The sequence below is a fragment of the Pseudomonas migulae genome (genome assembly GCF_043225285.1).
Taxonomy (GTDB): Bacteria; Pseudomonadota; Gammaproteobacteria; order Pseudomonadales; family Pseudomonadaceae; genus Aquipseudomonas; species Aquipseudomonas migulae_C.
Genome location: NZ_CP171224.1, coordinates 3,478,609 through 3,502,733, shown reverse-complemented (window position 1 = coordinate 3,502,733; position 24,125 = coordinate 3,478,609). Strand labels below are relative to the sequence as shown.

Sequence of the window (24,125 nt, the reverse complement as noted above, 5' to 3'; positions counted from 1 at the left end):
ATGTGCAGTTCCTGTAGGAGCAGGCTTGCCGGCGATGCTTTTTAAAGGCCGAGCACCGACAACATGATGAACGTCGCAAACAGCACAAAGTGGGTCATGCCTTCGATGGCATTGGTTTCCCCGTCGTTGAGGTTGATCGCACTGACGATCAGCGTGAGGAAGACCATCACCGTCTGCACCGGCGTCATCGCCATCTGAAACGGCTGGCCGGTGTAGAGCGCCATCGCTTCCATCACCGGCACCGTCAGGATCACCGTCGACAATGAAGCGCCCATGGCGATGTTGACCACCGACTGCATGCGGTTGGCCAACGCCGCGCGCAACGCGGTCAGAATCTCCGGCGCCGCGGAAATCGCCGCCACCAGAATCGCCGTGATCACCGGCGGCGCACCCGTTCCTTCCAGGCCCAGGTCGAGGGTCTTGGACATCACCTCCGCCAGCGCGCCGATCACCACCACACCAAACACCAGCGTGCCGATACTCAACCCCAGGTTGATCGACTCGGGCGCGTCTTCCGGGATTTTCTTGCGCCGTTTCTCCGGGTAGCTGTAGCTGAAGAAATAACTGTGGGGCCCGACCTGCATGCGCAGGAACAGGGTGTAGAGCACGACCATCGCACCAATGGTGAACGCGGAATAAATCTTCCAGTCCGCCTCCGGAATAAACTCCGGCACCACCATGGAAACGCCCATGGCCGTGAGGATCATCACGCTGTAGCTGCGCGCAGAATCATCGTTGTAGGACTGCTCACCGTGCTTGATACCGCCCATCAACGCGGCAAGACCAAGGATGCCGTTGATGTCGAGCATCACCGCCGAATAGATCGTGTCGCGCACCAGCGTGGGCGATGCTTCGTTGCTCATCATGATCGCCAGGATCACCACTTCCACCAGCACCGCCGCCAGCGTCAGGATCATCGTGCCGTAGGGGTCGCCGACTTTTTCCGCCAGCAGTTCGGCGTGATGCGCGACGCGCATGGACGCGGCGACGATGAAGGCGATCAGCACCAGGCCGGCGATCAGCGCGGTCGGCTGGCCGTTGTGCAGCATCCAGTGTTCCAGCGGGTATGCGATGAATGCGGCGATCAGGGCCAGCAGCAGAAATTTTTCTTGCTTGAGGAATGTGAGCATTGCGGGCCTATATGCCGAGTGAAGCGGAATCGGTGCGATGAGCTACTGACTGCGGGGCGGCGCTAACGTTTCGTTACACCTTAGCGCACCACAGGCAGGCAAGAAGATTCGGCGGCGCACCGGCGTGCGCCATCGCCGGCAAGCCGGCTCCTACATGACCGCGGTGGTCAAGCACTTGTAGGAGCCGGCTTGCCGGCGATGGCGCCCTCCCAATCACCACAAAACCTGAAACCTCAAACTTTGTTGTCCTGTTGGTCAGTAATTTGCATTGCCCCCTCCAACCTCAAAACAAAATGGAGTGGGAATTCATGCAGAAACGTCCGTTGAAGAAGCTGCTGTGCGCCGTTGCCGCGGCTGTCGGTCTGAGCGCCACCCTCGGCGCCAATGCCGCCGACCCGTTGAAAGTCGGCTTCGTCTACATCGGCCCGATCGGCGATCACGGCTGGACGTATCAGCATGAACAGGGACGCAAGGCGCTGGCCGAGAAATTCGGCAGCCAGATCACCACCAACTACGTGGAGAACGTCGCCGAAGGCGCCGACGCCGAGCGGGTGATCCGCAACATGGCCAAGGACAATTACGACCTGATCTTCACCACGTCCTTCGGCTACATGAACCCGACCCTGAAGGTGGCCAAGCAATTTCCCAAGGTGACTTTCGAACACGCCACCGGCTACAAGCAGGACAAGAACCTCGGCACCTACCTGGCACGCACCTATGAAGGTCGCTACGTCGGTGGTTTCCTCGCGGCGAAAATGACCAAGACCAAGAAGATCGGCTATGTCGCCTCGTTCCCGATTCCGGAAGTGATCCGCGACATCAACGCCATTCAACTGGCCCTGAACAAATACAACCCCGGCACCGAGATCAAGGTGGTGTGGGTCAATTCCTGGTTCGACCCGGGCAAGGAAGCCGACGCCGCCAACGCCCTGATCGATCAGGGCGTGGACGTAGTGTTCCAGCACACCGACAGCCCGGCGCCGATCCAGGCTGCCGAACGTCGCGGCGTGTATGCCGTGGGCTACGCTTCGGACATGGCGCACTTCGGGCCGAAAGCGGTGCTGACATCGATCGTCAACGACTGGGCGCCGCACTACATCCAGGCGACCCAAAGCGTGATTGACCACGCGTGGAAATCCCAGGACTACTGGGGCGGATTGAAGGAAGGCACGGTTGAACTGCCGATCAGCGACCTGGTGCCCGCGCCGGTGAAAGCCGAAGCCGAACAGATCATCGCGGACATCAAGAGCGGTGCGCTGCATCCGTTCACCGGGCCGATCAAGGATCAGGCGGGCTCCGAGAAAATCCCGGTGGGTGCGACCGCCACCAACGCGGAATTGGCCTCGATGAATTACTACGTTGAAGGCATGAAGGCCGAGATACCGAAGTAACCCTCAGCCCAACACACACCCCTGTAGGAGCCGGCTTGCCGGCGATGAGGCCATCAGGTTCAACATCAATGGTGAACAGGAGGCCGCCATCGCTGGCAAGCCAGCTCCTACAAAAGCTCATTCCATCTCAGGAAAGCAGCATGAACAGCCTGCCCATCATCGACATCAGCCCGCTCTACAGCGACGACCAATCCGCCTGGCAAGCCGTCGCCACGCACATCGACCGCGCCTGCCGCGAGTGGGGCTTTTTCTACATCAAGGGCCATCCGGTTTCGGCCGAGCGCATCGAGGCCGTGCTCGATCACACCCGGCGTTTCTTCGCCCGGCCCGATGCCGAAAAGCTCAGCATCGACATCACCCAGACCCGACACCATCGCGGCTACGGCGCCATCGCCACCGAGCAGCTCGACCCGAACACTCCCAGCGACCTGAAGGAAACCTTCGACATGGGCCTGCACCTGCCGGCCGATCACCCGGAAGTGCTCGCGGAAAAACCGCTGCGCGGTCCCAACCGTCATCCATCGATACCCGGTTGGGAAGCGTTGATGGAACAGCACTACGTCGACATGCAGGCCCTCGCCCAAACCCTGCTGCGCGCGATGACGATGGCTCTCGGCATCGAGCGCGACTTCTTCGACACACGGTTCCATGAGCCGGTCAGCGTGCTGCGGATGATCCATTACCCGCCACGCCATACCGCCAGCTCCGCCGAGCAGCAAGGCGCCGGTGCCCACACCGATTACGGCTGCATAACCCTGCTCTACCAGGACAACGCCGGTGGCCTGCAAGTGCGCAACGTCAAAGGCGAATGGATCGATGCGCCGCCGATCGAAGGCACGTTCGTGGTCAACCTCGGCGACATGATGGCGCGCTGGAGCAACGACCGTTACCTGTCGACGCCGCACCGGGTGATCAGCCCGCTGGGGGTCGATCGTTACTCGATGCCGTTCTTCGCCGAGCCGCATCCCGACACGCGTATCGAATGCCTGCCCGGTTGTCAGGATGAATCGCACCCGGCGAAGTATCCGGTCACCACTTGCGCCGAATTCCTGCTCTCGCGCTTCGCCGACACCTATGCTTATCGGCGAGAGCAAGAGGCCGGCTAATGAACCTCTTGGTCAGGTTTTACCAATTGTTGCGGCGAGCATCTGTAGAATGCCGCCATTGCACCTGATGAGATTTCCACAATGTACGATTGGCTGAACGCCCTGCCCAAGGCAGAACTGCACTTGCACCTGGAGGGTTCGCTGGAGCCCGAGCTGCTGTTCGCCCTGGCCGAACGCAACAAGATCGCCCTGCCATGGAGCGATGTCGACACCCTGCGCAAGGCGTACGCCTTCAACAACCTGCAAGAGTTTCTCGACCTGTACTACCAGGGCGCCGACGTGCTGCGCACCTCCCAGGATTTCTACGACCTGACCTGGGCGTACCTGTTGCGTTGCAAGGCGCAGAACGTGATTCACACCGAACCGTTCTTCGACCCGCAGACCCACACCGACCGTGGCATCCCGTTCGAAGTGGTGCTCAACGGCATCGCCGCCGCACTGAAGGATGGCGAGCAGCAACTGGGCATCACCAGCGGTTTGATCCTGAGCTTCCTGCGCCACTTGAGCGAAGAAGAAGCCGAGAAAACCCTCGACCAGGCGCTGCCGTTCCGCGATGCGTTTGTGGCCGTCGGCCTCGACAGTTCGGAGATGGGTCACCCGCCGAGCAAGTTCCAGCGCGTGTTTGACCGTGCCCGTCACGAAGGCTTCCTGACCGTCGCCCACGCCGGTGAGGAAGGTCCGCCGGAGTACATCTGGGAAGCCCTCGACCTGCTGAAAATCCAGCGGATCGACCATGGCGTCCGTGCCATCGAAGACGAACGCCTGATGCAGCGGATCATCGACGAGCAGATCCCGTTGACCGTGTGCCCGCTGTCGAACACCAAGCTCTGCGTGTTCGATCACATGTCCCAGCACAACATTCTCGACATGCTGGAGCGTGGCGTGAAAGTCACCGTCAACTCGGATGACCCGGCGTACTTCGGCGGTTACGTGACCGAGAACTTCCACGCGCTGTACACCGATCTGGGCATGACCCAGGACCAGGCGAAGCGCCTGGCGCAAAACAGCCTGGATGCGCGGTTGGTCAAACCCTGAGCCAAAACACCCACCCTAGTAGGAGCCGGCTTGCCGGCGATAGCGGACTCACATTCAGCGTTAAATGTGAAGGCCTCTTCGCCGGCAAGCCGGCTCCTACAGGTCGGTGTGTTTTCTAAAGCGCCATCTCCAGCTCGGTTTCCTGGGCGAACCGCTGGATTTCACGCTGCCCCGTCGCCGTGATGTGCAAGGCTCGCGAATCATTCGGCAGTGTCAGCCAGCCGGTTTGCATGAACAATTGCAGCAGCGCCGCCCCCAGTGAGCCGCCCATGTGCGGACGTCTTTCGCTCCAGTCGGGACAAGCGCAGGCCGCACGGCTGGTGCTGTGCGCCAGCGCCTGGACGAACACCCCGCGGGTTGCCAGTTGCGTGGCGCCCTTGTGCGTGATCGACACCCGATGATCGAACTGCTCGATCCAGCCCGCATCCAGCAAGCGTTGATAAAGATCAGCCGCCAGCGTGCCGCCCAAATGATCGTCGCAGAGCCGCGCGCGCAACAAGGATGAAGGCGCGGCCTGACGTTTGGGGATGGGAGGGGTGCGTTTGAAAATATCGGGAATGTCCCGAGGCGTACTGGCGATCGTCGCACTGGCCAGCGCTTCGATCGCGGCCCCGACTTCGGGCGCGGCCAGCCGGAAGAACCGCTTGCGGCCGCGGGTTTCGACTTTCAACAGACCTCCGGCGGACAGACGCCCCAGGTGTGCACTGGCCGAAGACGGTGACAGCCTGGCCAGCAATGCCAGCTCTTCGGCCTGTCGCGCAGCGCCGTCCATCAAGGCCCACATCATTGCGCTGCGCTTTGGGTCAGCCAGCAACGTGGCGATCTGGCTGATGCAAGGTGCATGTTCCATGTATTCACTCCCTGTTGAATCGTTTCGTCTACTGCTCGGAGACATCTTGACCAGTAATGTGTCGTCGGCCAAGACGTGGAAACCGCCTGAACCGGCTAATGCCATCCACCCACACAAGCCACTGCTTTGAAGACCCTTCAAAGGTCGGGATTGGCCGTGGACCCAGATCGGTTCGAACGCGGACTCGCCATGGCGAGATCGACGGTGCGTACATGAGGCGGGCGCTAGTATAAGCGCGTTGACGGTCGGTTCCTGCCCTTCGGAAACCATTGGTGGTGATTGATCCTGAGGGAAATTTCGCTATTTGCCTGCGACTAATGATCGCCCCCCGCCAACACGGGAAATTGACTGCCCAGTCGAGTACATCGGCTGGCAAGCATTTCCCGCAGAAGGTTCACCGGCTTACTCAATTGTGCGCGATGGGCGCACAGCAAATTCAGCGGTGCGCGCTCACAAATCAACTCCGGCATCAGTACTTTCAAGCGACCGGCCAACACATCGGCGGCGACATCGAGCCAGGACTTGTAGGCGATCCCGGCACCTGCCACGGCCCACAAGCGCACCACATCGGCATCGTCGCTGAAGCGGTCGCCGCTGACGGTCAGGCTGACGTCGCGCTTGCCGTCGTGAAAACTCCAATGGTCGTGAACCCGGCTGCCGAGCATGAACAGCAGGCAATTGTGCTGCGCCAGTTGCTCCAGTTGCCGAGGCTCGCCATGCCGGGCCAGGTAACTCGGCGCGGCGCACAGCACGCGGCGGTTGTGCGGGGCGATAGGCAGCGCCACCAGGCTGGAGTCTTCCGGCTCGCCATAGCGCAGGGCAATGTCCACCGGCTGGCGGAACAGGTCGGCGATGCGATCGCCCAACAGCAGGCGCACGGTCAGTTTCGGGTGTTCACGCTGGAACTCGTCCAGCCACGGCAACAGCAGGTTTCGGCCGAAATCCGAGGGCGCCGACAACTGCAACACGCCACTGACCTGGTCCTGACCGCTGGCCAGCAAACGGCGGCCTTCATCGAGGTTGCTCAATGCCGCCCGGGCGTACTCGAGAAATCCTTCGCCCTCGGCGGTCAGGCGCAGGCTGCGTGTGGACCGGGCGAGCAAGCGGGCGCCGAGTTGTTGCTCGATGCGTTTCAACGCGGCGCTGGCCACCGCCGCCGACATGTCCATGCCCCGCGCGGCGGCGGACAGGCTGCCGAGGTCCGCCGCCCGGACGAACAACTGCAAGTCATCAAAACGCAGCATTTCAGCCTCGATTATCAAAATAATATTGAAAGAGACTGCTCTTTTAGCGGGTTTTATCTTGCAGAGAAATAGCCAATCATCTGCCTCATCGAAATCAACCGTTCCCGGAGTCGAACATGTCACAGCCTTTCACCGCCATTGCCACCCTGATCGCCAAACCTGGCCAGCAAGACGCACTCGAACAGCATCTGCGTGCGCTGCTGGAGCCGACTCGCGCCGAGGCTGGTTGCGGTCAATACGATCTGCATCAGGACCTCGCCAATCCGCTGGCCTTCTACATGATTGAACAATGGAGCAGCGACGAAGCCCTGCAAGCCCATGACGCCAGCGCGCACATCCAGAACTTTCGCGCCCGCGCCGGCGACCTGATCGACCACTTCGACCTCAAACGCCTGCGTTCCGTGGCCTGACCCTTCTTCTATTACCGTTCAGGAATCCCTTATGAAAGCCATTGCCTACTACGCCTCGCTGCCGATCAGCGACGAGCAATCCCTGCAAGACATCGAACTGCCGGAACCGGTCGCCGGCCCGCGCGACCTGCTGGTGGAAGTCAAAGCCATCTCGGTCAACCCGGTGGACACCAAGGTCCGCCAGAACGTCCAGCCAGAAAACGGTGCAGCCAAAGTGCTGGGCTGGGATGTGGCCGGCGTGGTCAAGTCGGTCGGCAGCGAAGTGACGTTGTTCAAGGCCGGCGACAAGGTGTTTTATGCCGGTTCCATCGCCCGTGCCGGCGGCAACAGCGAGCTGCACGTGGTGGATGAGCGGATCGTCGGCCATATGCCGAAAACCCTCGGGTTCGCCGAAGCGGCCGCGTTGCCGCTGACGGCGATCACAGCGTGGGAATTGCTCTTTGAGCGCCTGCAAGTGCGTGAAGACAAAACCGATGAAGGTCAGAGCCTGCTGATCGTCGGGGCGGCCGGTGGTGTCGGCTCGATCCTCACCCAACTGGCGCACCAGCTCACCGGGCTGAAAGTCATCGGCACTGCTTCACGCGAGCAAACCCAGAGCTGGGTGCGTGAACTGGGCGCCGACCTGGTGATAGACCACAGCCAGCCATTGAGCGAAGAACTGAAACGCGCGGGCGTCGCGCAGGTCACTCACGTCGCCAGCCTGACCCAGACCGATCAGCACCTGGACCAGTTGGTCGAGGCGTTGGCGCCCCAAGGCAAACTCGCGCTGATCGACGATCCGAAGGCGCTGGACGTGACCAAGCTCAAGCGCAAGAGCCTGTCACTGCACTGGGAGTTCATGTACACCCGCTCGCTGTTCGAAACGGCGGACATGATCGAGCAACACAACCTGCTCAATCGCGTGGCCGGGCTGATCGACGCCGGAACGCTGAAAACCACGGTGGGCGAACACTTCGGAACGATCAATGCCGCCAATCTGCGGCGCGCCCATGAGCTGCTGGAAAGCGGCAAATCCAAGGGCAAGATCGTGCTCGAAGGTTTCTGAAACACATTGATACAAGTGTCGTCCCTGTAGGACGACACCGTCAGTCCGAAGGTTGACCGTTGTCATAATTGCGATCGTATTCGGGTCTACAATCGTGACCTCAGTGATGCAAATCTTTTACTTAAGGAGGTCAGCAATGAAGATCCTGATAAAAGAAGTGGCAACGTCCCAATGGCAAGTTCGCCTGGACCAACACGCCGTCACCTTCCGCAGCGAAGCCGAAGCGCGGGCCTTCACCCGCACCCTCGAAGCGCGATTGCAAGCTCCCCATCAGATTCCCGTCCAGCAGCAACAACGCGCTGTTGGCTGAGGCCTTCCTCACACCTGGGCTTGCGCCAGTGCCCGGGCATTTTGCAAACGTCGGGTGAGCATCGCTACGCTCACCACCAGAATCCCGCACAGGCTGATGACCATGGCCATCGGCATGGCGCTGCCGTCGTACAAGACACCCACTAGCGAAGCGGCCCCGGCGGCGACGCTGAATTGCAGGCAACCGAGCATCGCCGACGCACTGCCCGCGCGGGCGCCCTGCCCGTTCATGGCGCAGGCCGAGGCGTTGGGCAGGATGCAACCGAGGCTGGCGATGCAGATAAACAGCGGAATCAACAACGGCCACAGTTGCTCGGTGTGCAGCGAACTGACTCCCAGCAGCGTCAGGCCCGCAGCCAGGTAAATCCACACGGTACGCGCCAGCAGGAACGCGGGGCCACGCTTGGCCAGCAACCGCGCGTTGACCTGCGCGACCAGAATGAAACCCGCCGCGTTGGTGCCGAACAGCCAGCCAAAGTGCTCGGCCGGCACGCCATAGAGTTTGATGAAGACGAACGGTGAACCGGCGATGTAGGCAAACATCCCGGCGATGGCGATGCCGCCGGTCAGGGCGTGGCCGAGGTAAATCGGGTCCGACAACAGGCGACCGTACTGGCGCAACGCGCCCGACAGCGGTTGGCGCGGGACATGCGCCGGCATGCTTTCCGGCAACCCCAGCGCAACGGCCAGTCCCGCCAGGGCACTGAAACCGGTCAGCACGAGGAAGATCGACTGCCAGCCCGTGGTGTTGACCAGCAAGCCGCCGAGCATCGGCGCGAGAATCGGCGCCAGGCCCATGACCAGCATCAGCTGTGAAAAGACTTTCGCTGAGCCCACCGCATCGCATTTGTCACTGACGATCGCCCGGGAAATCACCATCCCCGCGCAACCGCCCAGCGCCTGGACAAAACGCGCAGCGAGCAGCCATTCAAGATTCGGCGCATAGGCGCACGCCAGGGAAGCAGCGGTGAACAGGCCGACGCCGGTCAGCAGCGGGATACGCCGACCAAAACGATCCGCCATCGGGCCGTACATCAGCTGGCCAATCGACAGACCGAGGAAGTAGGCCGCGAGTGTCAGCTGGACATGTTGTTCATCGGTGCCGAACGCCAGCGCCATGGCCGGGAACGCCGGCAGGTAGAAATCGATCGCAAGCGGTCCAAAAGCGCTCAGGGCGCCAAGAATCAAAATGGTACGGAAGTTCATCAGGCATCCAGTGGGACTGAGGTCGGCAGCCACACAGTCTAGCCGTGCGGGGACGCCTTGAACATTCCGATAGCTCGCTAACTATTAAAAACCCCTGGCTGAGCACAACAATTCAAATGTGGGAGCGAGCCTGCTCGCGATGACAGGGTGTCAGTCGACAGCATTGCTGAATGACACACCGCCATCGCGAGCAGGCTCGCTCCTACAGGGATTTTTGTAGAGGTCTCAGGCGACTTTCACTTCATAGCCTTCTTCGCTGATCGCGGCGATCACTTGATCGGTGGTCAACGCACTCTCGACCCCGACTTCCTTCGCCGCCAGATCGACCCGCACGCTGGCCGCGGGATCCCTGGCTTGCAGCGCCTGGGTGATGGCCTTGACGCAGTGGCCGCAGGACATGCCCTGAACGTTGAACACTTGCATGGAATGACTCCTTTTCGTGAGGTTGCCAGCAGTCTCGAGCTTGCCACCATGGCAAGGTCAAGTTCTGAAACAAACTGCCGGGCTGGCAATCGGCGCCGCGCTCGGCCAAGCTGCGTGCATCTATGACTCGATCTCAGGAGATTCAGCCATGCGCTGGTCAGCTCTCAGCCTGTTTGGCTTCCTCAGCCTTTTCGCCGCCGTGCCCTCGGTCAACGCTGCCGGGGAGGATTACGGGGTACTGATCATTTCCCGCGAGCGGCTGGAAGTGTCGACCAACTGCGAAATCGGCGTATACATCCAGGATCAACTGTCGGCGCGGCTGTTTCAGGAGCAAAGCACGTCGTTCAACCTGCCGCCAGGCAACGTGTCACTGCGCCTGAAATTGCTGCCGGGCCAGGCGCCGGGTTGCAATCCGGGGATGCTGGCACCGGGCTCGCAGAACATCTCGCTCAAGGCCGGGGATGTGTTGAAGTTCCGGATTGCGATGACGCAGGAAGGGATGTACCTGAAGCCGACAGCCCTCGATTACTGACCCTGAACCCCTGTGGGAGCGAGCCTGCTCGCGAATGCGGGTTATCAGTTAAATCAGCGATGAATGACACACCGCATTCGCGAGCAGGCTCGCTCCCACAGATTACGGCGGAGCGTTTTGAATGGCGCTTGACCTTGCCAGCATGGCAAGGTTGATCCTGTAGGCATCTTCTACAGGGAGCGCGACCGATGTCCGAATCCACCACGTTCGATCTGCCGATTGCCGGCATGACCTGCGCCAGTTGCGCCGGGCGTGTCGAGCGAGCGTTAAGCAAAGTCATCGGCGCCTCTGCCGTCAGCGTCAACCTGGCCACCGAGCAGGCGCGGGTCCAGGCGCCCAGCGACAGCCTGCCCGCATTGATGGAAGCGGTGCAGCAAGCCGGTTACAGCGTGCCGCAGCACAGCCTGGAATTGAGCATCGACGGCATGACCTGCGCCTCCTGCATTGGTCGCGTCGAGCGCGCACTGGCGAAAGTGCCGGGAGTCAAAAGCGTCAGCGTCAACCTGGCCAACGAACGGGCGCACCTCGAACTGCTCGGGCAGATTGATCCACAAACCCTGATCGGCGCCGTGACCAAAGCGGGCTACAGCGCCAGCCTTTGGGAAGCCGAGCAACCGCACACCGACCTTCAACAACAGCGCCTGCAGCGTGAACGCTGGGCGCTGATCCTGGCGATCACCCTCGCCTTGCCGCTGGTGCTGCCGATGTTGCTGCAACCGTTCGGCGTGCACTGGATGCTCCCGGCGTGGGTGCAATTCGCGCTGGCCACACCGGTGCAATTCATCTTCGGCGCACGCTTTTATGTGGCGGCGTGGAAAGCGGTACGCGCCAGGGCCGGCAACATGGACCTGCTGGTCGCCCTCGGCACCAGCGCCGGTTATGGCTTGAGTCTCTACGAATGGGCCACCGCCGCCGGGCGCATGCCGCACCTGTACTTCGAAGCTTCGGCGGTGGTGATTGCCTTGGTGCTGCTGGGCAAATACCTCGAAAGCCGCGCCAAACGCCAGACCGCCAGCGCCATCCGCGCCCTCGAAGCGCTGCGTCCCGAGCGGGCGATCCAGGTGATCGACGGTCGAGAGCAGGACGTCGCCATCAGTGCCTTGCGCGTGAATGATCTGGTGCTGGTCAAACCCGGCGAACGTTTCCCGGTGGACGGCGAGGTTCTCGAAGGCCAGAGCCACGCCGACGAAGCGCTGATCAGCGGTGAAAGCCTGCCCGTGCCGAAACAGCCTGGCGACAAAGTCACCGGCGGCGCCATCAACGGTGAAGGCCGATTGCTGGTGCGCACCCAGGCCTTGGGCGCGGAAACCGTATTGGCGCGGATCATCCGTCTGGTGGAAGACGCTCAGGCCGCCAAAGCGCCCATCCAGAAACTGGTGGATAAAGTCAGCCAGGTGTTTGTGCCAGCGGTTCTGCTGATCGCACTGGCCACCCTGGTCGGCTGGTGGCTGTACGGCGCGCCGATGGAAACGGCGCTGATCAACGCCGTCGCGGTGTTGGTGATCGCCTGCCCTTGCGCCCTCGGGCTCGCAACGCCCACCGCGATCATGGCCGGCACCGGCGTGGCAGCGCGCTACGGCATTCTGATCAAGGACGCCGAGGCTTTGGAACGTGCCCATGAAGTCAGCGCCGTGGTCTTCGACAAGACCGGCACGCTGACTTCCGGAGCGCCGCGCATCGCCCATCTGAGCGCCATCGACGGCGACGAATCCGCCCTGCTGCAATGGGCCGGCGCCCTGCAACGCGGCAGTGAACACCCATTGGCCAAGGCGGTTCTCGATGCATGCACCGAGCGTGACCTGGCCGTGGCGGACGTCAGCGACAGTCAATCGCTGACGGGCCGCGGCATCGCCGGCACACTCGACGGTCGGCGGCTGGCACTGGGTAATCGGCGCTTGCTGGAAGAAAGTGGTCTTGGCCTCGGCCCCTTGGCGGATTCCGCCAGCGCATGGGAAACCGAAGGCCGGACCCTGTCCTGGCTGATCGAACAGAGTCCGCAACCGAAAGTGCTCGGCCTGTTCGCCTTTGGTGACACGCTCAAACCCGGCGCGCTGCTCGCGGTGCAGCAACTCAGCGAGCGCCACATCAGCAGCCACTTGCTGACCGGCGACAATCGCGGCAGCGCCAGAGTGGTCGCCGAAGCGCTCGGCATCAAGGATGTCCACGCCGAAGTGCTGCCGGCCGATAAAGCCGCCACCGTCGCCGCACTGAAGAAAACCGGGGTGGTGGCGATGGTCGGCGACGGCATCAACGACGCTCCGGCGCTGGCTGCCGCCGACATCGGCATCGCCATGGGCGGCGGCACTGATGTGGCCATGCACGCCGCAGGGATTACCCTGATGCGCGGTGATCCGCGACTGGTCCCCGCCGCGCTGGAGATCAGCCGCAAGACCTACGCGAAGATTCGTCAGAACCTGTTCTGGGCGTTCGTCTACAACCTGATTGGCATTCCGCTGGCGGCGTTCGGTTTCCTCAACCCGGTGCTGGCCGGCGCGGCGATGGCGCTGTCGAGCGTCAGCGTGGTGAGCAATGCGCTACTGTTGAAAACCTGGAAACCCAAGGACCTGGAGGACAACCGATGAACATTGGCCAAGCGGCCCGCGTCAGTGGCCTGAGCGCGAAGATGATCCGTTATTACGAATCCATCGGCCTGCTCAAGGCGGCCCATCGCACCGACAGCGGTTACCGGGTGTATGGCGACGATGACTTGCACACGCTGGCGTTCATCAAGCGTTCGCGGGACCTGGGGTTTTCACTGGAGGAGGTCGGCAAGCTGCTGACCCTCTGGCAAGACCGCCAGCGGGCCAGCGCCGATGTGAAGGCGCTGGCGCGTCAGCACATTGAAGAGCTGAACCAGAAAATTCTCGAGCTGGGCCAGTTGCGCGATACGTTGCAGGATCTGGTCGAGCACTGCCACGGTGATCACCGTCCTGATTGTCCGATCCTCAAGAACCTTGAGTCGGGCTGCTGCGCAGTACCGGTGGCTAGTAATCCAATGTAGGAGCCAGCTTGCTGGCGATGGTCGTCAACGATAACGCTGGCAGCCTGACACCCCGCGGCGTTCTAGGGGTTTATCGCCAGCAAGCTGGCTCCTACAGGTGGATTGGCGCTCATGAAAAACCCGGCCGAAGCCGGGTTTTTTTATCCGATCACTGCATCCACGGTGGAGGCGGTTCTTCGGTTTTACTCGGTGGCGCGTCATCTGCCGTGCGGATCGCTTGCTTGCGCTCTTCATCGAGGCGGGCGGCCTCGATTTCACGCATGATCCCGCCGACATCCGCCAACTCTTCCGGCTCGTCGAACTCGCCGGTCAAGACACTGGCCGGGTGCAAGGTGCCGGCTTCGTACAGCGCCCACATTTCCTTGGCGTAACGGGTCTTTTTCAACTCCGGGGCAAACCGCCCGAAGTAGGACGCCATGTTGCCCACGTCCCGCTCCAGCATGCTGAACGCGTGGTTGTTGCCCGCTGCGTCGACTGCCTGGGGCAGGTCGATGATGACCGGACCGGTCGGCGTCAACAGCACGTTGAACTCGGACAGGTCACCGTGCACCAGACCGGTACACAACATCAGCACGATCTGCGAAATCAGGAACGCGTGATATTCGCGCGCCTGGTCCGGCTCCAGCACCACGTCATTCAGGCGTGGCGCGGCATCGCCGTACTCGTCGGCCACCAGCTCCATCAACAGCACGCCTTCCAGGAAGTCGAAAGGCTGCGGCACCCGGACACCGGCGCCGGCCAGACGAAACAGCGCCGCCACTTCGGCGTTCTGCCAGGCGTCCTCGGTTTCTTTCTTGCCGAACTTGGAGCCCTTGGCCATGGCCCGGGCCTGCCGACTGTTGCGCACCTTGCGACCTTCCTGATACTCGGACGCCTGGCGGAAACTGCGTTTATTCGCCTCCTTGTAGACCTTCGCGCAACGTAACTCGTTGCCGCAGCGCACCACATAAACAGCTGCTTCTTTACCACTCATGAGTGGGCGCAGCACCTCGTCGACCAGACCGTCCTCGATCAGGGGTTCAATGCGTTTTGGAGTCTTCATCAGCTTTTATTGTGGGTCCTTTATTACCAAACACGCGAAAGTCATTCGTTATACGGCAATCCACTCCTTCGGGGGAGGGGTTGCCGACCTATGAACGTTGCGGATGCACACAATGTGCCGAAAAAAACCCGGCAATCCCGCCGGGGTTCATCAACCGACAAGGATCATAGCCGAGCCGGCAGCGCTTGTTGGAGAAGGGATTCGAGGGGATTTGCGACAGAATCCGACATACCGCTGCATACCCTTCGTAGGATTTTTTTCGATTGCCCTCAATTTCCGCCTCCAACAGCCGAAGTCATCTGTAACAAAGTGAATTGTCCGACGATCGCTCCGAAAGAAGACGATGGCGCACCCAAGGGATCGGGTTCAACAAATAACCATTTACGGCTGCCAATAATTCCGCGAGTCATCTGCACTGCGTGGGCCTACAAGAAAATCTGGAGCGCGGATGAACATTAAACAGAAGTTGACGTGGGCGTTTGCAATCATCGCCTGCTTGCCGGTGGTGCTGGTCGCCACCCTCGTTGTGCTGAACCTGCGCAGTGACGCCAAGGACGATTTCGTCGACGGCAGCGGCCGCGAGATCCGGCAGGTCAGCAATGCCATGCAGCTGTTCTTCGACGGCATCAGCCAAAACGTCGAGTACCTGGCCAAGCAACCGCTGATCACCAACTCCGACGACAGCCTCAAGACCTACATGAAGGCCGACGCCGCCAGCGTTCCACAAGGCGAGTCGGACAAGAAACTCTTCAACTTCCTGCAGGAACTGGGCAACGCCCATCCTTCCTACGCCTACGCCATCCTCGGCACCGCAGCCGGCGGATACGTGTCGTGGCCGGACGATGCCAAGCTGGCCAACTACGACCCGCGCCAGCGCCCGTGGTACAAGGCGGCCCAGGCCAAGCCGGGCAAGCCGTTCCGTACCGAGGCCTATTACTGGGCCGAAAATGATACGTCCTACGTCAGTACCGTACGCACCATCGACAACAAGCTGGGCACCAACGGCGGCGTAGTCAGTATCGACGTGTCGCTCAAACAGCTCACCGAACTGGTGAAACAGATCAAGCTCGGCGAAACCGGCTACCTGATGCTGCTGGAGAACTCCGGCACCGTGCTGGTCGATCCGAAGCAACCGGAACACAACTTCAAGAACCTGAGCAGCCTCGGCGATGGCTATGCGCAACTGGCCAAGGCCGGCAAAGGCCTGGTCGAAGTTGAGCTCAACGGTGAGCGCTACATGGCCAACGTCTGGCCGTCGGAGCAACTGGGCTGGACCTTTATCGGCCTGATCAAGCAGAGCGACGTGATGAGTTCGGCGACGCAGCTGACCTGGCTGATCGCGATCATCGCCGCCGTACTGGCCGTGGTCTTCGCCATCGTCGGCGCCAGTTTCGCCAGCCTTATCGTGCGGCCGATCCGCAGCGTGGCCGATGGCCTGGAAGGCATCGCCCAGGGCGAAGGCGACCTGACCCATAACCTGCAAATCCGTGGCAGCGATGAAACCGCACAACTGGCCAGCTGGTTCAACCAGTTCCTGGCGGCGATTCGCAACCTGATCCAGAGCATCGGCGGTGCCGCGACGAAGATTCTCGCCACCTCCAAAAGCTCGACCCAGGTGTCCGATGACATGGCCGAAGCGGCCGGACGTCAGCGCGAAGCGGTGGACATGGTCTCCACCGCGTTCCACGAAATGGTCGCCACCGCCAACGAAGTCGCGCGCTCCTGCAGCCAGGCCGCCGAATCGGCCGACAGCGGCCAGCGTCAGGCACGTGAAGGTCAGCAGCAGATTGACGCGGCAGTGACCAGCGTTGATCGGCTGAGCCAGGAAATCGAGCAGTCGGCGCAGTCGATGCAGCAACTGGAACGCGACAGCAACGACATTCAATCGATTCTCGGGACCATCCGTTCGATTGCCGAACAGACCAACCTGCTGGCACTGAACGCAGCGATCGAAGCAGCGCGGGCCGGTGAGCAAGGTCGCGGTTTTGCGGTGGTGGCGGACGAAGTGCGGGCGCTGGCCAAACGCACGGCCGACTCCACGGCGGAAATCGACGGCCTGCTCGGCAACCTCGCCAAGCGCACCAGCCAGGTGACCCAGCAAATGCACGCGAGCCTGGAAGTGTCGCAGCAGTCGGTGACCCGTATCGGCGAAGCGCGCAGCAGCTTCGGGCAGATCCGCGAATCGGTGGACGTGATCCGTGACATGAACACCCAGATCGCTACGGCGGCGGAACAGCAGCATCAGGTGGCGGAAGACATCAACCGGCACATCAGCCAGATCCATGGCGATGCGCAGCTGGTGGCGGAACTGGCCAACTCGGCGCGGCTGGACTCGCAGAGCCTGGCAGGTTTGTCGAACGAGCTGGATGGCTTGGTTCGTCGGTTCCGTACCTGACGGCGACCGCTTCGCGGTCGATCGCTGGCAAGCCAGCTCCTACAGGGAATCGCGAAAACCCTGTGGGAGCTGGCTTGCCAGCGATGGCGGTCTCACTGCCGAAACAACTCTCCCGGCGTAAACCCGAACAACCCTCTGAACGCCGCAATAAACGCCGACGTCGAGTCATACCCGCACGCCAGCGCGGTATTGGTCACGCTGTCACCCTCCTCCAGCAAGCTCAGCGACGACAGCAACCGCATCCGCTGCCGCCAGCCGCGAAAACTCAGCCCGGTTTCACGCTGGAACAGGCGCATCAGGGTCTTCTCCGACGTGCCCAATCGCTGCGCCCATTCCTGTAGCGTCACGTTTTGCTCCGGGCTCTCGATCAACTCGTTGCACAACCCCAACAACCGCTCATGACGTGGCAACGGCAAGGAGAAGCCGACCTCGGGCAGCGTCGCCAATTGGTCCAGCAGCACACTCACCAGCCGTGCCTGCGGACTGTCGCCCTGTGGATATTCAACGGGCAGCAAACAAAAACTCTTGATCAGCTCACGAGCCAGCGGCGTCACTTCCAGCACCCGGCAACGCTCGTCCGCCCACGGGCAATCTTCGCGGCGCACATACAGGCTGCGCATCTCGGCGCGCATCGAGGTCACGACCTGATGCTCGAAATCCGCCGGAATCCAGATCCCCCATTGCGGCGGCGCAAAGAAACTGCCTTCGGCGGTGTGCACCCCGAGAACGCCACTGATCGCGTAGGAAAACTGCACCCAGTCATGGCGATGAGACGGCGTCCATGAACCGGCGTTGAGGCTTTCTGCCCGCGCGTACAAAGGACGCGGCAGCACGGTCAGGGCCGGGATGGTCCGTTCGAGAGATTGTTGTCCGTTAGTCGCCATTGGCGGGCCTTGTATCGCGAGATGACTGATGAGGCGACGTTAGGCCATGTCACCTCCCCGATCAACACCACTGAACCCTGTGGGAGCGAGCCTGCTCGCGATAGCGGTGTATCAGTCGATAAATTTGTTAACTAACACACCGCTATCGCGAGCAGGCTCGCTCCCACAGGTTCAGATGTCAGCCCGTAAAAATGTTCAGCGTTCGATGATGGCGGTGACGCCCTGCCCGCCCGCCGCGCAAATCGAGATCAGCCCTCGTCCCTTTCCGGCGGCATCGAGCAGCTTGGCGAGGTTGGCGACAATACGCCCGCCGGTGGCCGCAAACGGGTGCCCCGCCGCCAATGAACTGCCTTTGACGTTGAGCCGGCTGCGGTCGATGGAGCCCAGTGGCGCGTCGAGACCCAGTCGGGTCTTGCAGTACTCCGGGTCTTCCCAGGCCTTCAAGGTGCACAGCACTTGCGCGGCAAAGGCTTCATGGATTTCGTAGTAATCGAAGTCCTGCAAGGTCAGGCCATTGCGCGCCAGCAAACGCGGCACGGCGTACACCGGCGCCATCAACAGCCCTTCGGCACCGTTGACGAAATCCACCGCCGCCGCTTCGCCATCGCGCAGATAGGCGAGGATCGGCAAGCCGCGTTCCTTCGCCCATTCTTCACTGCCCAGCAATACCAGCGAGGCGCCGTCGGTGAGCGGTGTGGAGTTGCCGGCGGTCAGTGTGCCCTTGGCGCTTTTTTCGAAGGCCGGTTTGAGCGAGGCGAGTTTTTCCAGGGTCAGGTCCGGGCGCAGGTTGTTGTCGCGGGTCAGGCCAAAGAAAGGCGTCATCAGGTCGTTGTGCCAGCCTTCGCTGTAAGACGCGGCCAGTTTCTGATGGCTCTCCAGCGCCAATTGATCCTGCTCGGCGCGCGGGATGTTCCAGGTCTGCGCCATCAGCTCGCAGTGCTGGCCCATCGACAGGCCGGTGCGCGGCTCGCCGTTGCGCGGAAATTCCGGGACGAGATGACCCGGCCGAAGTTGCAGGAAGGTTTTCAGTTTGTCGGCGGTGGTCTTGGCGCGGTTGGCTTGCAGGAGGATTTTGCGCAGGCCTTCGTTGATGCCGATCGGCGCGTCGGACGTGGTGTCGACGCCACCGGCAATGCCGCACTCGATCTGGCCCAGGGCGATTTTGTTCGCCACCAGCAACGCCGCTTCGAGACCGGTGCCGCACGCCTGCTGAATGTCATACGCCGGGGTGGTCGGCGACAGGCGCGAGCCGAGCACGCATTCGCGGGTCAGGTTGAAGTCCCGGGAATGCTTGAGTACCGCGCCGGCCGCCACTTCGCCCATGCGCAGACCGTGCAGGTTGAAACGTTCGATCAGGCCTTCGAGCGCTGCGGTGAGCATCGCCTGGTTACTCGCGGTGGCGTACGGCCCGTTGGAGCGGGCGAAGGGAATCCGGTTACCGCCGATGATCGCGACGCGGCGCAGCTGAGTCATGAAAAGCTCCTGATGAAAATCCAAATATCAACACCGATCCCTGTAGGAGCGAGCTTGCTCGCGATGGACGTCAACGATAACGCGTGAATCCAGGATTAACGCGGTGCTTTGAAGTTCTTCGCGAGCAAGCTCGCTCCTACAAGGATTGCATCGCCACAAAATCCGGGATAAAGCCTAACTGCACTGTCCAAGCGTAGGCCTTATCTCGCGGATCGAACGACTGATTGCCATTCGTGGTCCACACTTTGAACCCCAGCTGCTGGAGCGCGTTCCATGTCTGACCGCTATATCGACTTCGCCAATTCGTCCATCGGCCATCGTCTGGTCGGGGCCCTGGGTCTGCCGTCGCCGGTACGGCTGGAGCGCTGGCAGGCCGGCCGCCTGCGTCCGGTCGAAGGCGCGCTGCTGATCGGCGGTGGCCCGCTGACGGAAAAAGTCCGCGCCTTCGCCAATCGCCTGACCGATGCGATCTACAGCTACGGCGCCGAACCTTCGCTGGCCACGGCATGGATTCCCGGTCATGGCCCCAAGTTGAAAGCCGTGGTGTTCGACGCCAGTGACCTGGTGCACACCGACCAGCTCAAGCAGCTGCGCGAGTTCTTTCAGCCGCTGATGAAAAACCTCGACAGCTCGGCGCACCTGGTCATTCTCGGGCGGGCGCCGAAGACATTGAGCGATCCGTTTGCAGCCAGCGTGCAACGGGCGATTGAAGGGTTCAGTCGGTCGCTGGCCAAGGAGTTGCGCAGCGGCGGCGTCTTGCAGCTGATCCATGTCGGTGAAGGCGCCGAGGATCAACTGGAAGGCCCGCTGCGGTTTTTTCTGTCGCCCAAAAGCGCCTTCGTGTCCGGGCAGGTGATTCGCCTGGACGCCTGCGACACGCCGGTGGCGGACTGGACACGTCCATTGTCGGGCCGCAAGGCGCTGGTCACCGGCGCGGCGCGCGGCATCGGCGCATCGATTGCCGAAACCCTGGCCCGTGATGGCGCCGAGGTGATTCTGCTCGACGTGCCACCGGCCAAGACCGAGCTGGAAGCCCTCGCCGCACGCCTCGGCGGGCGCAGCATCACCCTGGATATTTGTGCCGAGGACGCCGCCGCGCAACTGATCGAACAGTTGCCCGACGGAGTGGATATCGTGGTGCACAACGCCGGCATCACCCGGGACAAAACCCTGGCCAACATGACCCCGGAATTCTGGGATGCGGTGCTCGCGGTCAACCTCAACGCCCCTCAGGTGCTGACCAAGGCGTTGCTCGACAGCGGCACGTTGCGCGACCACGGCCGGGTAATTCTGTTGGCCTCCATCAGCGGCATCGCCGGCAATCGAGGGCAGACCAATTACGCGGCGAGCAAGGCCGGCTTGATTGGCCTGGCCGAAGCCTGGGCGCCGTTGCTGAATGAGCGCGGGATCAGCATCAACGCAGTGGCACCGGGATTCATCGAGACGCAAATGACCGCGCACATTCCGTTCGGCTTGCGTGAAGCCGGCCGGCGCATGAGTTCGCTGGGCCAGGGCGGTCTGCCGCAAGACGTTGCCGAAGCGGTGGCGTGGCTGGCGCAACCGGGCACCGGCGCGTTCACCGGGCAGGCGCTGCGGGTCTGCGGACAAAGTGTTCTGGGGGCTTAGCGATGACGACTGACTGGCACCCACTCAATCACGAACCGAGCCTGCCCGGGTTGTATGTGCAAGCCGCGACGCGCCGCAAGATCACCGGTACCACGCTGCCCGATACGGGGTTGCGCTGCTGGGTCGACGTCGATCCGAAACGCTTGGCGGCTTATCGCGAAGTCTGCGGGTTCGCCGACAACGGATTGTTGCCGCCGACGTATCCGCACATCCTCGCGTTCGCCTTGCAGATGCAATTGCTCACGGCGAAGGACTTTCCATTCCCGCTGCTAGGGCTGATTCACCTGAGCAACTGCATTCGCGTGTTCAGGCCCATGGGTGGGGTGAATCGCGCGCGGATCAGTGTGCACGTGCAGAACCTGCAACCCCACGCCAAAGGGTCGACGTTCGACCTGGTGACGACGCTCGACGATCAGTTGGGGCCGCTGTGGGAAGCGGAAAGCCGGATGTTGTGCCGCGGGGTGAAACTCGAAGGAGAACCAGTGGCGGAAGTGCTTGCTTCGCCGATGTCGCTGATTGAGGTGACCCGCTGGAAAGCGCCGGCGGATATCGGTCGGCGATACGCCAAAGTGTCCGGCGATTACAACCCGATTCACCTCAGCGCCGTGAGCGCCAAACTGTTCGGCTTCCCGACCGCCATCGCCCATGGTTTATGGAACAAGGCACGGACACTGGCGGCGCTGAGCGATCACCTGCCGACCGCCAACGTCGAGATCGCCGTGCAGTTTCGCAAGCCGGTGAGGTTGCCTGGCGAGGTGACGTTACTTGCCAGCGCCGCAGGTTCGAGTGGTGATTTTCAACTGGTCGGCGCGGGGGATCTGGAGCACATGGTCGGGCATTGGCGACCGGTGGCCTGACCTCCCCGCTGAAAACCACACCACCTGTAGGAGCCGGCTTGCTGGCGAAAAATTTCAGACAGTGCGGTGCCCTCCAGGACGCCATCGCCGGCAAGCCAGCTCCTACAAAATCCGCGTCGTACACCGATCAACTGTAGGAGCCAGCTTGCTGGCGAAAAAAGCCGGACAGTGCAGTGTTCTCGAGGACGCCATCGCCGGCAAGCCAGCTCCTACAAAATCCGCGTCATACACCGATCAACTGTAGGAGCCAGCTTGCTGGCGAAAAAAGCCGGACAGTGCGATGGTCTTCTGGACGCCATCGCCGGCAAGCCGGCTCCTACAGGGTTATGTGGCGTGTGTGGGAAGTCGGGATGTACATGGTCAATTGTGTGTATATCACTTAAGTTTTCCCGCGACCTTCACCTCCCCCCGCAAAAACCGCTTCGTTGATTTACAACAGATTATTTTTTGACGCCTGTTCCAAGGTATTAGTCCTTAGGCGGCACCGGCGTGTCCGTATACAAGGGGTTAATACCAACTGGAGAATGGCGCCGCAGAGCCCTTGCGATTGTTATGTGGACAACGGACGAAGGCATCGCCGACGACAGAAACGGCGAGCTATCGAAAACAACGACGTTGTTACAGGTGCAAGGACTCTCACTCATGAACACTCAAGTTATCTACAAGTCGGCAACCGCATTGGCGCTCATCCTCTCCCTCAGCCTGGCCGGTTGCAGTAGCGGTGGTGGCGGTCATCACAGCAGCTCCGACAGTTCGTCACCTGACAGCTCGACCGCGGCGGGTGCCGGTGGCGGCACAGGCGGTGGAACGGGTGGCGGCACCGGTGGCGGCACCGGTGGCGGAACAGGCGGTGGCGGCACCACTCCACCGACCGTTGCACCGCTGGTGACCACCACGCTGGTTCAGGACGTCGGCACCACCGTCAGCGGTCTCGGCGATGGCGTGGGCCAGATCGGCGACTCCCTGAGTTCGGTTCCAGTGGTCGGTGGCGTGGTGCAAAGCGTCGCCAACACCGCCGGCAATGTCGTCACTACTTTGGGTGACGGCCTGGGCAATGGCATAGGCAAACTGGCTACGGATCCGAATGGCCTCGGCGTCACGGCTTCGGCGGTGGGCGGAGTGGTACAGGATGTCGGCAACGGCGTTTCCGATGTCAGCGGCAAACTCGCCACCGCCACCAACAGCATTCCGCTGGTGGGCGGCGTGGTGACCAGAGTCGCACCGGTCGTGGATGGCGTCGGCGAACGAGTCACCATGCTCGGCGACACCCTGAGCACCGCCACCACCAGCGGCCCATTGGGCTCGGTGACCAAGGAAGTCGGCAGCCGACTGGTACCGGTGATTGCCCTGGTGGAGAACACCACCGACAAAGTGGGCGACACCACAGGCTTGGGCGATCCACTAAAAGGCATCATCAAGAAAGTCGGCGACACCGTCGAAGGCGTCGGTGACCAAGTGGCCGATTCCGGTAATGGCAATGCGGTGACCGACACCCTCGGCAACGCCTTGAGCAACACCGGCACGGCAGTCGGCAAGGCGGGCGGCCTGGTGTCCAATGGCACGAATTCAGGCACCGGCGACGGCCTGGGTGGCAACGGTTTGCTGGAAACCGTTGGTGGCGCCGTGGTCAACCTCAGCCAAGGCCTGAGCGGCAGCAATGGCGTGGTCGGTGCAGCAGGTAAAAACGGCGTCGCTGGCGGTAATCTCGTGGCCACCGTTGGTGGTGGCCTGGGCGGCAGCGGCGTCGCCAATCTCAGTCCGACTGCGCCTCTGGCTACCGTCGGCGCAAACATCGGCACGGCGATCAATCCTGTGACGAACGCGGTGACCGGACTCACCCAAAACCTCGGCGCCGCCACCGGCCTCGGCAGCCCGGTCGCCGGCCTCACCGGTCAGGCCGGCGGCGCGGTAGCCAACCTCGGCGGTGCGATTGCCGCCAGCAATGCCAACCCGGTCACCGCCGCACTCGGCAACACCGTGACCTCGCTGGGCAACACCGTCACCGCCGCTGGCGGGCTGGTCAACGGCGGCACCGGCACGAGCGGTGGTCTCGGCGGTCTCCTCGGTGGCCTGACTGGCAACAGACGCTAATTTGCACCTGGCCGATTCGACGGCCTTACCTACAGCGCCTACGCTTGGTTGGAGGCGGAAGATTCACATGAGTCT

At 62.0% G+C, this 24,125-nt stretch carries 21 protein-coding genes and 1 pseudogene; 14 read left to right on the top strand and 8 right to left on the bottom strand.

Annotation, left to right across the window (positions count from 1 at the left end; translation table 11 throughout):
• Positions 1-41: 41 nt before the first annotated feature.
• Complete coding sequence (locus ACF6ZU_RS16130; RefSeq protein WP_392885156.1) at positions 42-1,130, bottom strand: calcium:proton antiporter; 1,089 nt, start codon at positions 1,128-1,130, stop codon at positions 42-44.
• A 308-nt stretch (positions 1,131-1,438) separates the two neighbouring features.
• Between ACF6ZU_RS16130 and ACF6ZU_RS16125 the strand changes: the two genes are divergently transcribed.
• From ACF6ZU_RS16125 to ACF6ZU_RS16115, 3 genes are all read left to right on the top strand, one after another.
• Entirely contained in the window at positions 1,439-2,521 is a 1,083-nt protein-coding gene (locus tag ACF6ZU_RS16125; protein WP_392885155.1) for a BMP family ABC transporter substrate-binding protein, read from the top strand.
• A 140-nt stretch (positions 2,522-2,661) separates the two neighbouring features.
• Positions 2,662-3,627, top strand: a complete 966-nt coding sequence (locus ACF6ZU_RS16120) for an isopenicillin N synthase family dioxygenase (protein WP_392885154.1) — start codon at positions 2,662-2,664, stop codon at positions 3,625-3,627.
• A gap of 81 nt (positions 3,628-3,708) precedes the next feature.
• Positions 3,709-4,662, top strand: coding sequence for an adenosine deaminase (locus tag ACF6ZU_RS16115; protein WP_392885153.1), 954 nt, complete (start codon positions 3,709-3,711; stop codon positions 4,660-4,662).
• A 115-nt stretch (positions 4,663-4,777) separates the two neighbouring features.
• Here ACF6ZU_RS16115 and ACF6ZU_RS16110 read toward each other — a convergent pair whose 3' ends face one another.
• Complete coding sequence (locus tag ACF6ZU_RS16110) at positions 4,778-5,512, bottom strand: ArsR/SmtB family transcription factor (RefSeq protein WP_392885152.1); 735 nt, start codon at positions 5,510-5,512, stop codon at positions 4,778-4,780.
• Positions 5,513-5,826: 314 nt separating this feature from the next.
• Positions 5,827-6,756 (bottom strand): LysR family transcriptional regulator, encoded by a 930-nt coding sequence (locus ACF6ZU_RS16105; protein WP_392885151.1) that lies wholly within the window; start codon positions 6,754-6,756, stop codon positions 5,827-5,829.
• Between the two features lie 116 nt (positions 6,757-6,872).
• Here ACF6ZU_RS16105 and ACF6ZU_RS16100 point away from each other — a divergent pair, with 116 nt between their 5' ends.
• From ACF6ZU_RS16100 to ACF6ZU_RS16090, 3 genes are all read left to right on the top strand, one after another.
• Positions 6,873-7,166, top strand: a complete 294-nt coding sequence (locus ACF6ZU_RS16100) for a putative quinol monooxygenase (RefSeq protein ID WP_392885150.1) — start codon at positions 6,873-6,875, stop codon at positions 7,164-7,166.
• Positions 7,167-7,197: 31 nt separating this feature from the next.
• Positions 7,198-8,211: a zinc-binding alcohol dehydrogenase family protein gene (locus ACF6ZU_RS16095; RefSeq protein WP_392885149.1), complete on the top strand. Its 1,014-nt coding sequence runs from the start codon at positions 7,198-7,200 to the stop codon at positions 8,209-8,211.
• A 136-nt stretch (positions 8,212-8,347) separates the two neighbouring features.
• Complete coding sequence (locus tag ACF6ZU_RS16090; protein WP_392885148.1) at positions 8,348-8,521, top strand: hypothetical protein; 174 nt, start codon at positions 8,348-8,350, stop codon at positions 8,519-8,521.
• An 8-nt stretch (positions 8,522-8,529) separates the two neighbouring features.
• On the opposite strand, the gene ACF6ZU_RS16085 is transcribed toward ACF6ZU_RS16090, so the two are convergent.
• The gene (locus tag ACF6ZU_RS16085; protein ID WP_392885147.1) at positions 8,530-9,726 is read right to left on the bottom strand and encodes a multidrug effflux MFS transporter; all 1,197 of its coding nucleotides are present in this window, start codon (positions 9,724-9,726) and stop codon (positions 8,530-8,532) included.
• A 225-nt stretch (positions 9,727-9,951) separates the two neighbouring features.
• Entirely contained in the window at positions 9,952-10,149 is a 198-nt protein-coding gene (locus tag ACF6ZU_RS16080; protein WP_392885146.1) for a cation transporter, read from the bottom strand.
• Positions 10,150-10,297: 148 nt separating this feature from the next.
• On the opposite strand from ACF6ZU_RS16080, the gene ACF6ZU_RS16075 reads away from it, so the two are divergent.
• The 3 genes from ACF6ZU_RS16075 to cueR all read left to right on the top strand — a co-directional run bounded on the left by ACF6ZU_RS16075 (position 10,298) and on the right by cueR (position 13,682).
• A complete protein-coding gene (locus tag ACF6ZU_RS16075) occupies positions 10,298-10,681 on the top strand; it encodes a hypothetical protein (RefSeq protein WP_008038759.1) in 384 nt (127 codons plus the stop codon).
• 188 nt (positions 10,682-10,869) lie between these two features.
• The gene (locus ACF6ZU_RS16070; RefSeq protein WP_392885145.1) at positions 10,870-13,263 is read left to right on the top strand and encodes a heavy metal translocating P-type ATPase; all 2,394 of its coding nucleotides are present in this window, start codon (positions 10,870-10,872) and stop codon (positions 13,261-13,263) included.
• A complete protein-coding gene (gene cueR / locus ACF6ZU_RS16065) occupies positions 13,260-13,682 on the top strand; it encodes a Cu(I)-responsive transcriptional regulator (RefSeq protein WP_392885144.1) in 423 nt (140 codons plus the stop codon). The genes ACF6ZU_RS16070 and cueR overlap by 4 nt, the downstream gene beginning before the upstream one ends.
• A 148-nt stretch (positions 13,683-13,830) precedes the next feature.
• On the opposite strand, the gene ACF6ZU_RS16060 is transcribed toward cueR, so the two are convergent.
• Positions 13,831-14,724 carry a PA4780 family RIO1-like protein kinase gene (locus ACF6ZU_RS16060; protein ID WP_392885143.1) on the bottom strand — a complete coding sequence of 298 codons (894 nt, stop codon included), beginning with the start codon at positions 14,722-14,724 and terminating at the stop codon, positions 13,831-13,833.
• Positions 14,725-15,172: 448 nt separating this feature from the next.
• On the opposite strand from ACF6ZU_RS16060, the pseudogene ACF6ZU_RS16055 reads away from it, so the two are divergent.
• Positions 15,173-16,213 (top strand): annotated as a pseudogene (locus ACF6ZU_RS16055) (cache domain-containing protein); the annotation flags it as partial.
• A gap of 138 nt (positions 16,214-16,351) precedes the next feature.
• Positions 16,352-17,119, top strand: coding sequence for a methyl-accepting chemotaxis protein (locus tag ACF6ZU_RS16050; RefSeq protein ID WP_390959830.1), 768 nt, complete (start codon positions 16,352-16,354; stop codon positions 17,117-17,119).
• A 92-nt stretch (positions 17,120-17,211) separates the two neighbouring features.
• On the opposite strand, the gene ACF6ZU_RS16045 is transcribed toward ACF6ZU_RS16050, so the two are convergent.
• Positions 17,212-18,003, bottom strand: a complete 792-nt coding sequence (locus tag ACF6ZU_RS16045) for an AraC family transcriptional regulator (RefSeq protein WP_392885142.1) — start codon at positions 18,001-18,003, stop codon at positions 17,212-17,214.
• A gap of 195 nt (positions 18,004-18,198) precedes the next feature.
• Positions 18,199-19,476, bottom strand: a complete 1,278-nt coding sequence (locus ACF6ZU_RS16040) for an acetyl-CoA C-acetyltransferase (RefSeq protein WP_392885141.1) — start codon at positions 19,474-19,476, stop codon at positions 18,199-18,201.
• Positions 19,477-19,749: 273 nt separating this feature from the next.
• On the opposite strand from ACF6ZU_RS16040, the gene ACF6ZU_RS16035 reads away from it, so the two are divergent.
• The 3 genes from ACF6ZU_RS16035 (at position 19,750) to ACF6ZU_RS16025 (ending at position 24,050) form a co-directional block, all read left to right on the top strand.
• Positions 19,750-21,102: a 3-oxoacyl-ACP reductase gene (locus ACF6ZU_RS16035; protein WP_392885140.1), complete on the top strand. Its 1,353-nt coding sequence runs from the start codon at positions 19,750-19,752 to the stop codon at positions 21,100-21,102.
• A gap of 2 nt (positions 21,103-21,104) precedes the next feature.
• Entirely contained in the window at positions 21,105-21,959 is an 855-nt protein-coding gene (locus tag ACF6ZU_RS16030) for a MaoC family dehydratase (RefSeq protein ID WP_392885139.1), read from the top strand.
• 642 nt (positions 21,960-22,601) lie between these two features.
• A complete protein-coding gene (locus ACF6ZU_RS16025; RefSeq protein WP_392885138.1) occupies positions 22,602-24,050 on the top strand; it encodes a collagen-like triple helix repeat-containing protein in 1,449 nt (482 codons plus the stop codon).
• Positions 24,051-24,125 lie beyond the last annotated feature (75 nt).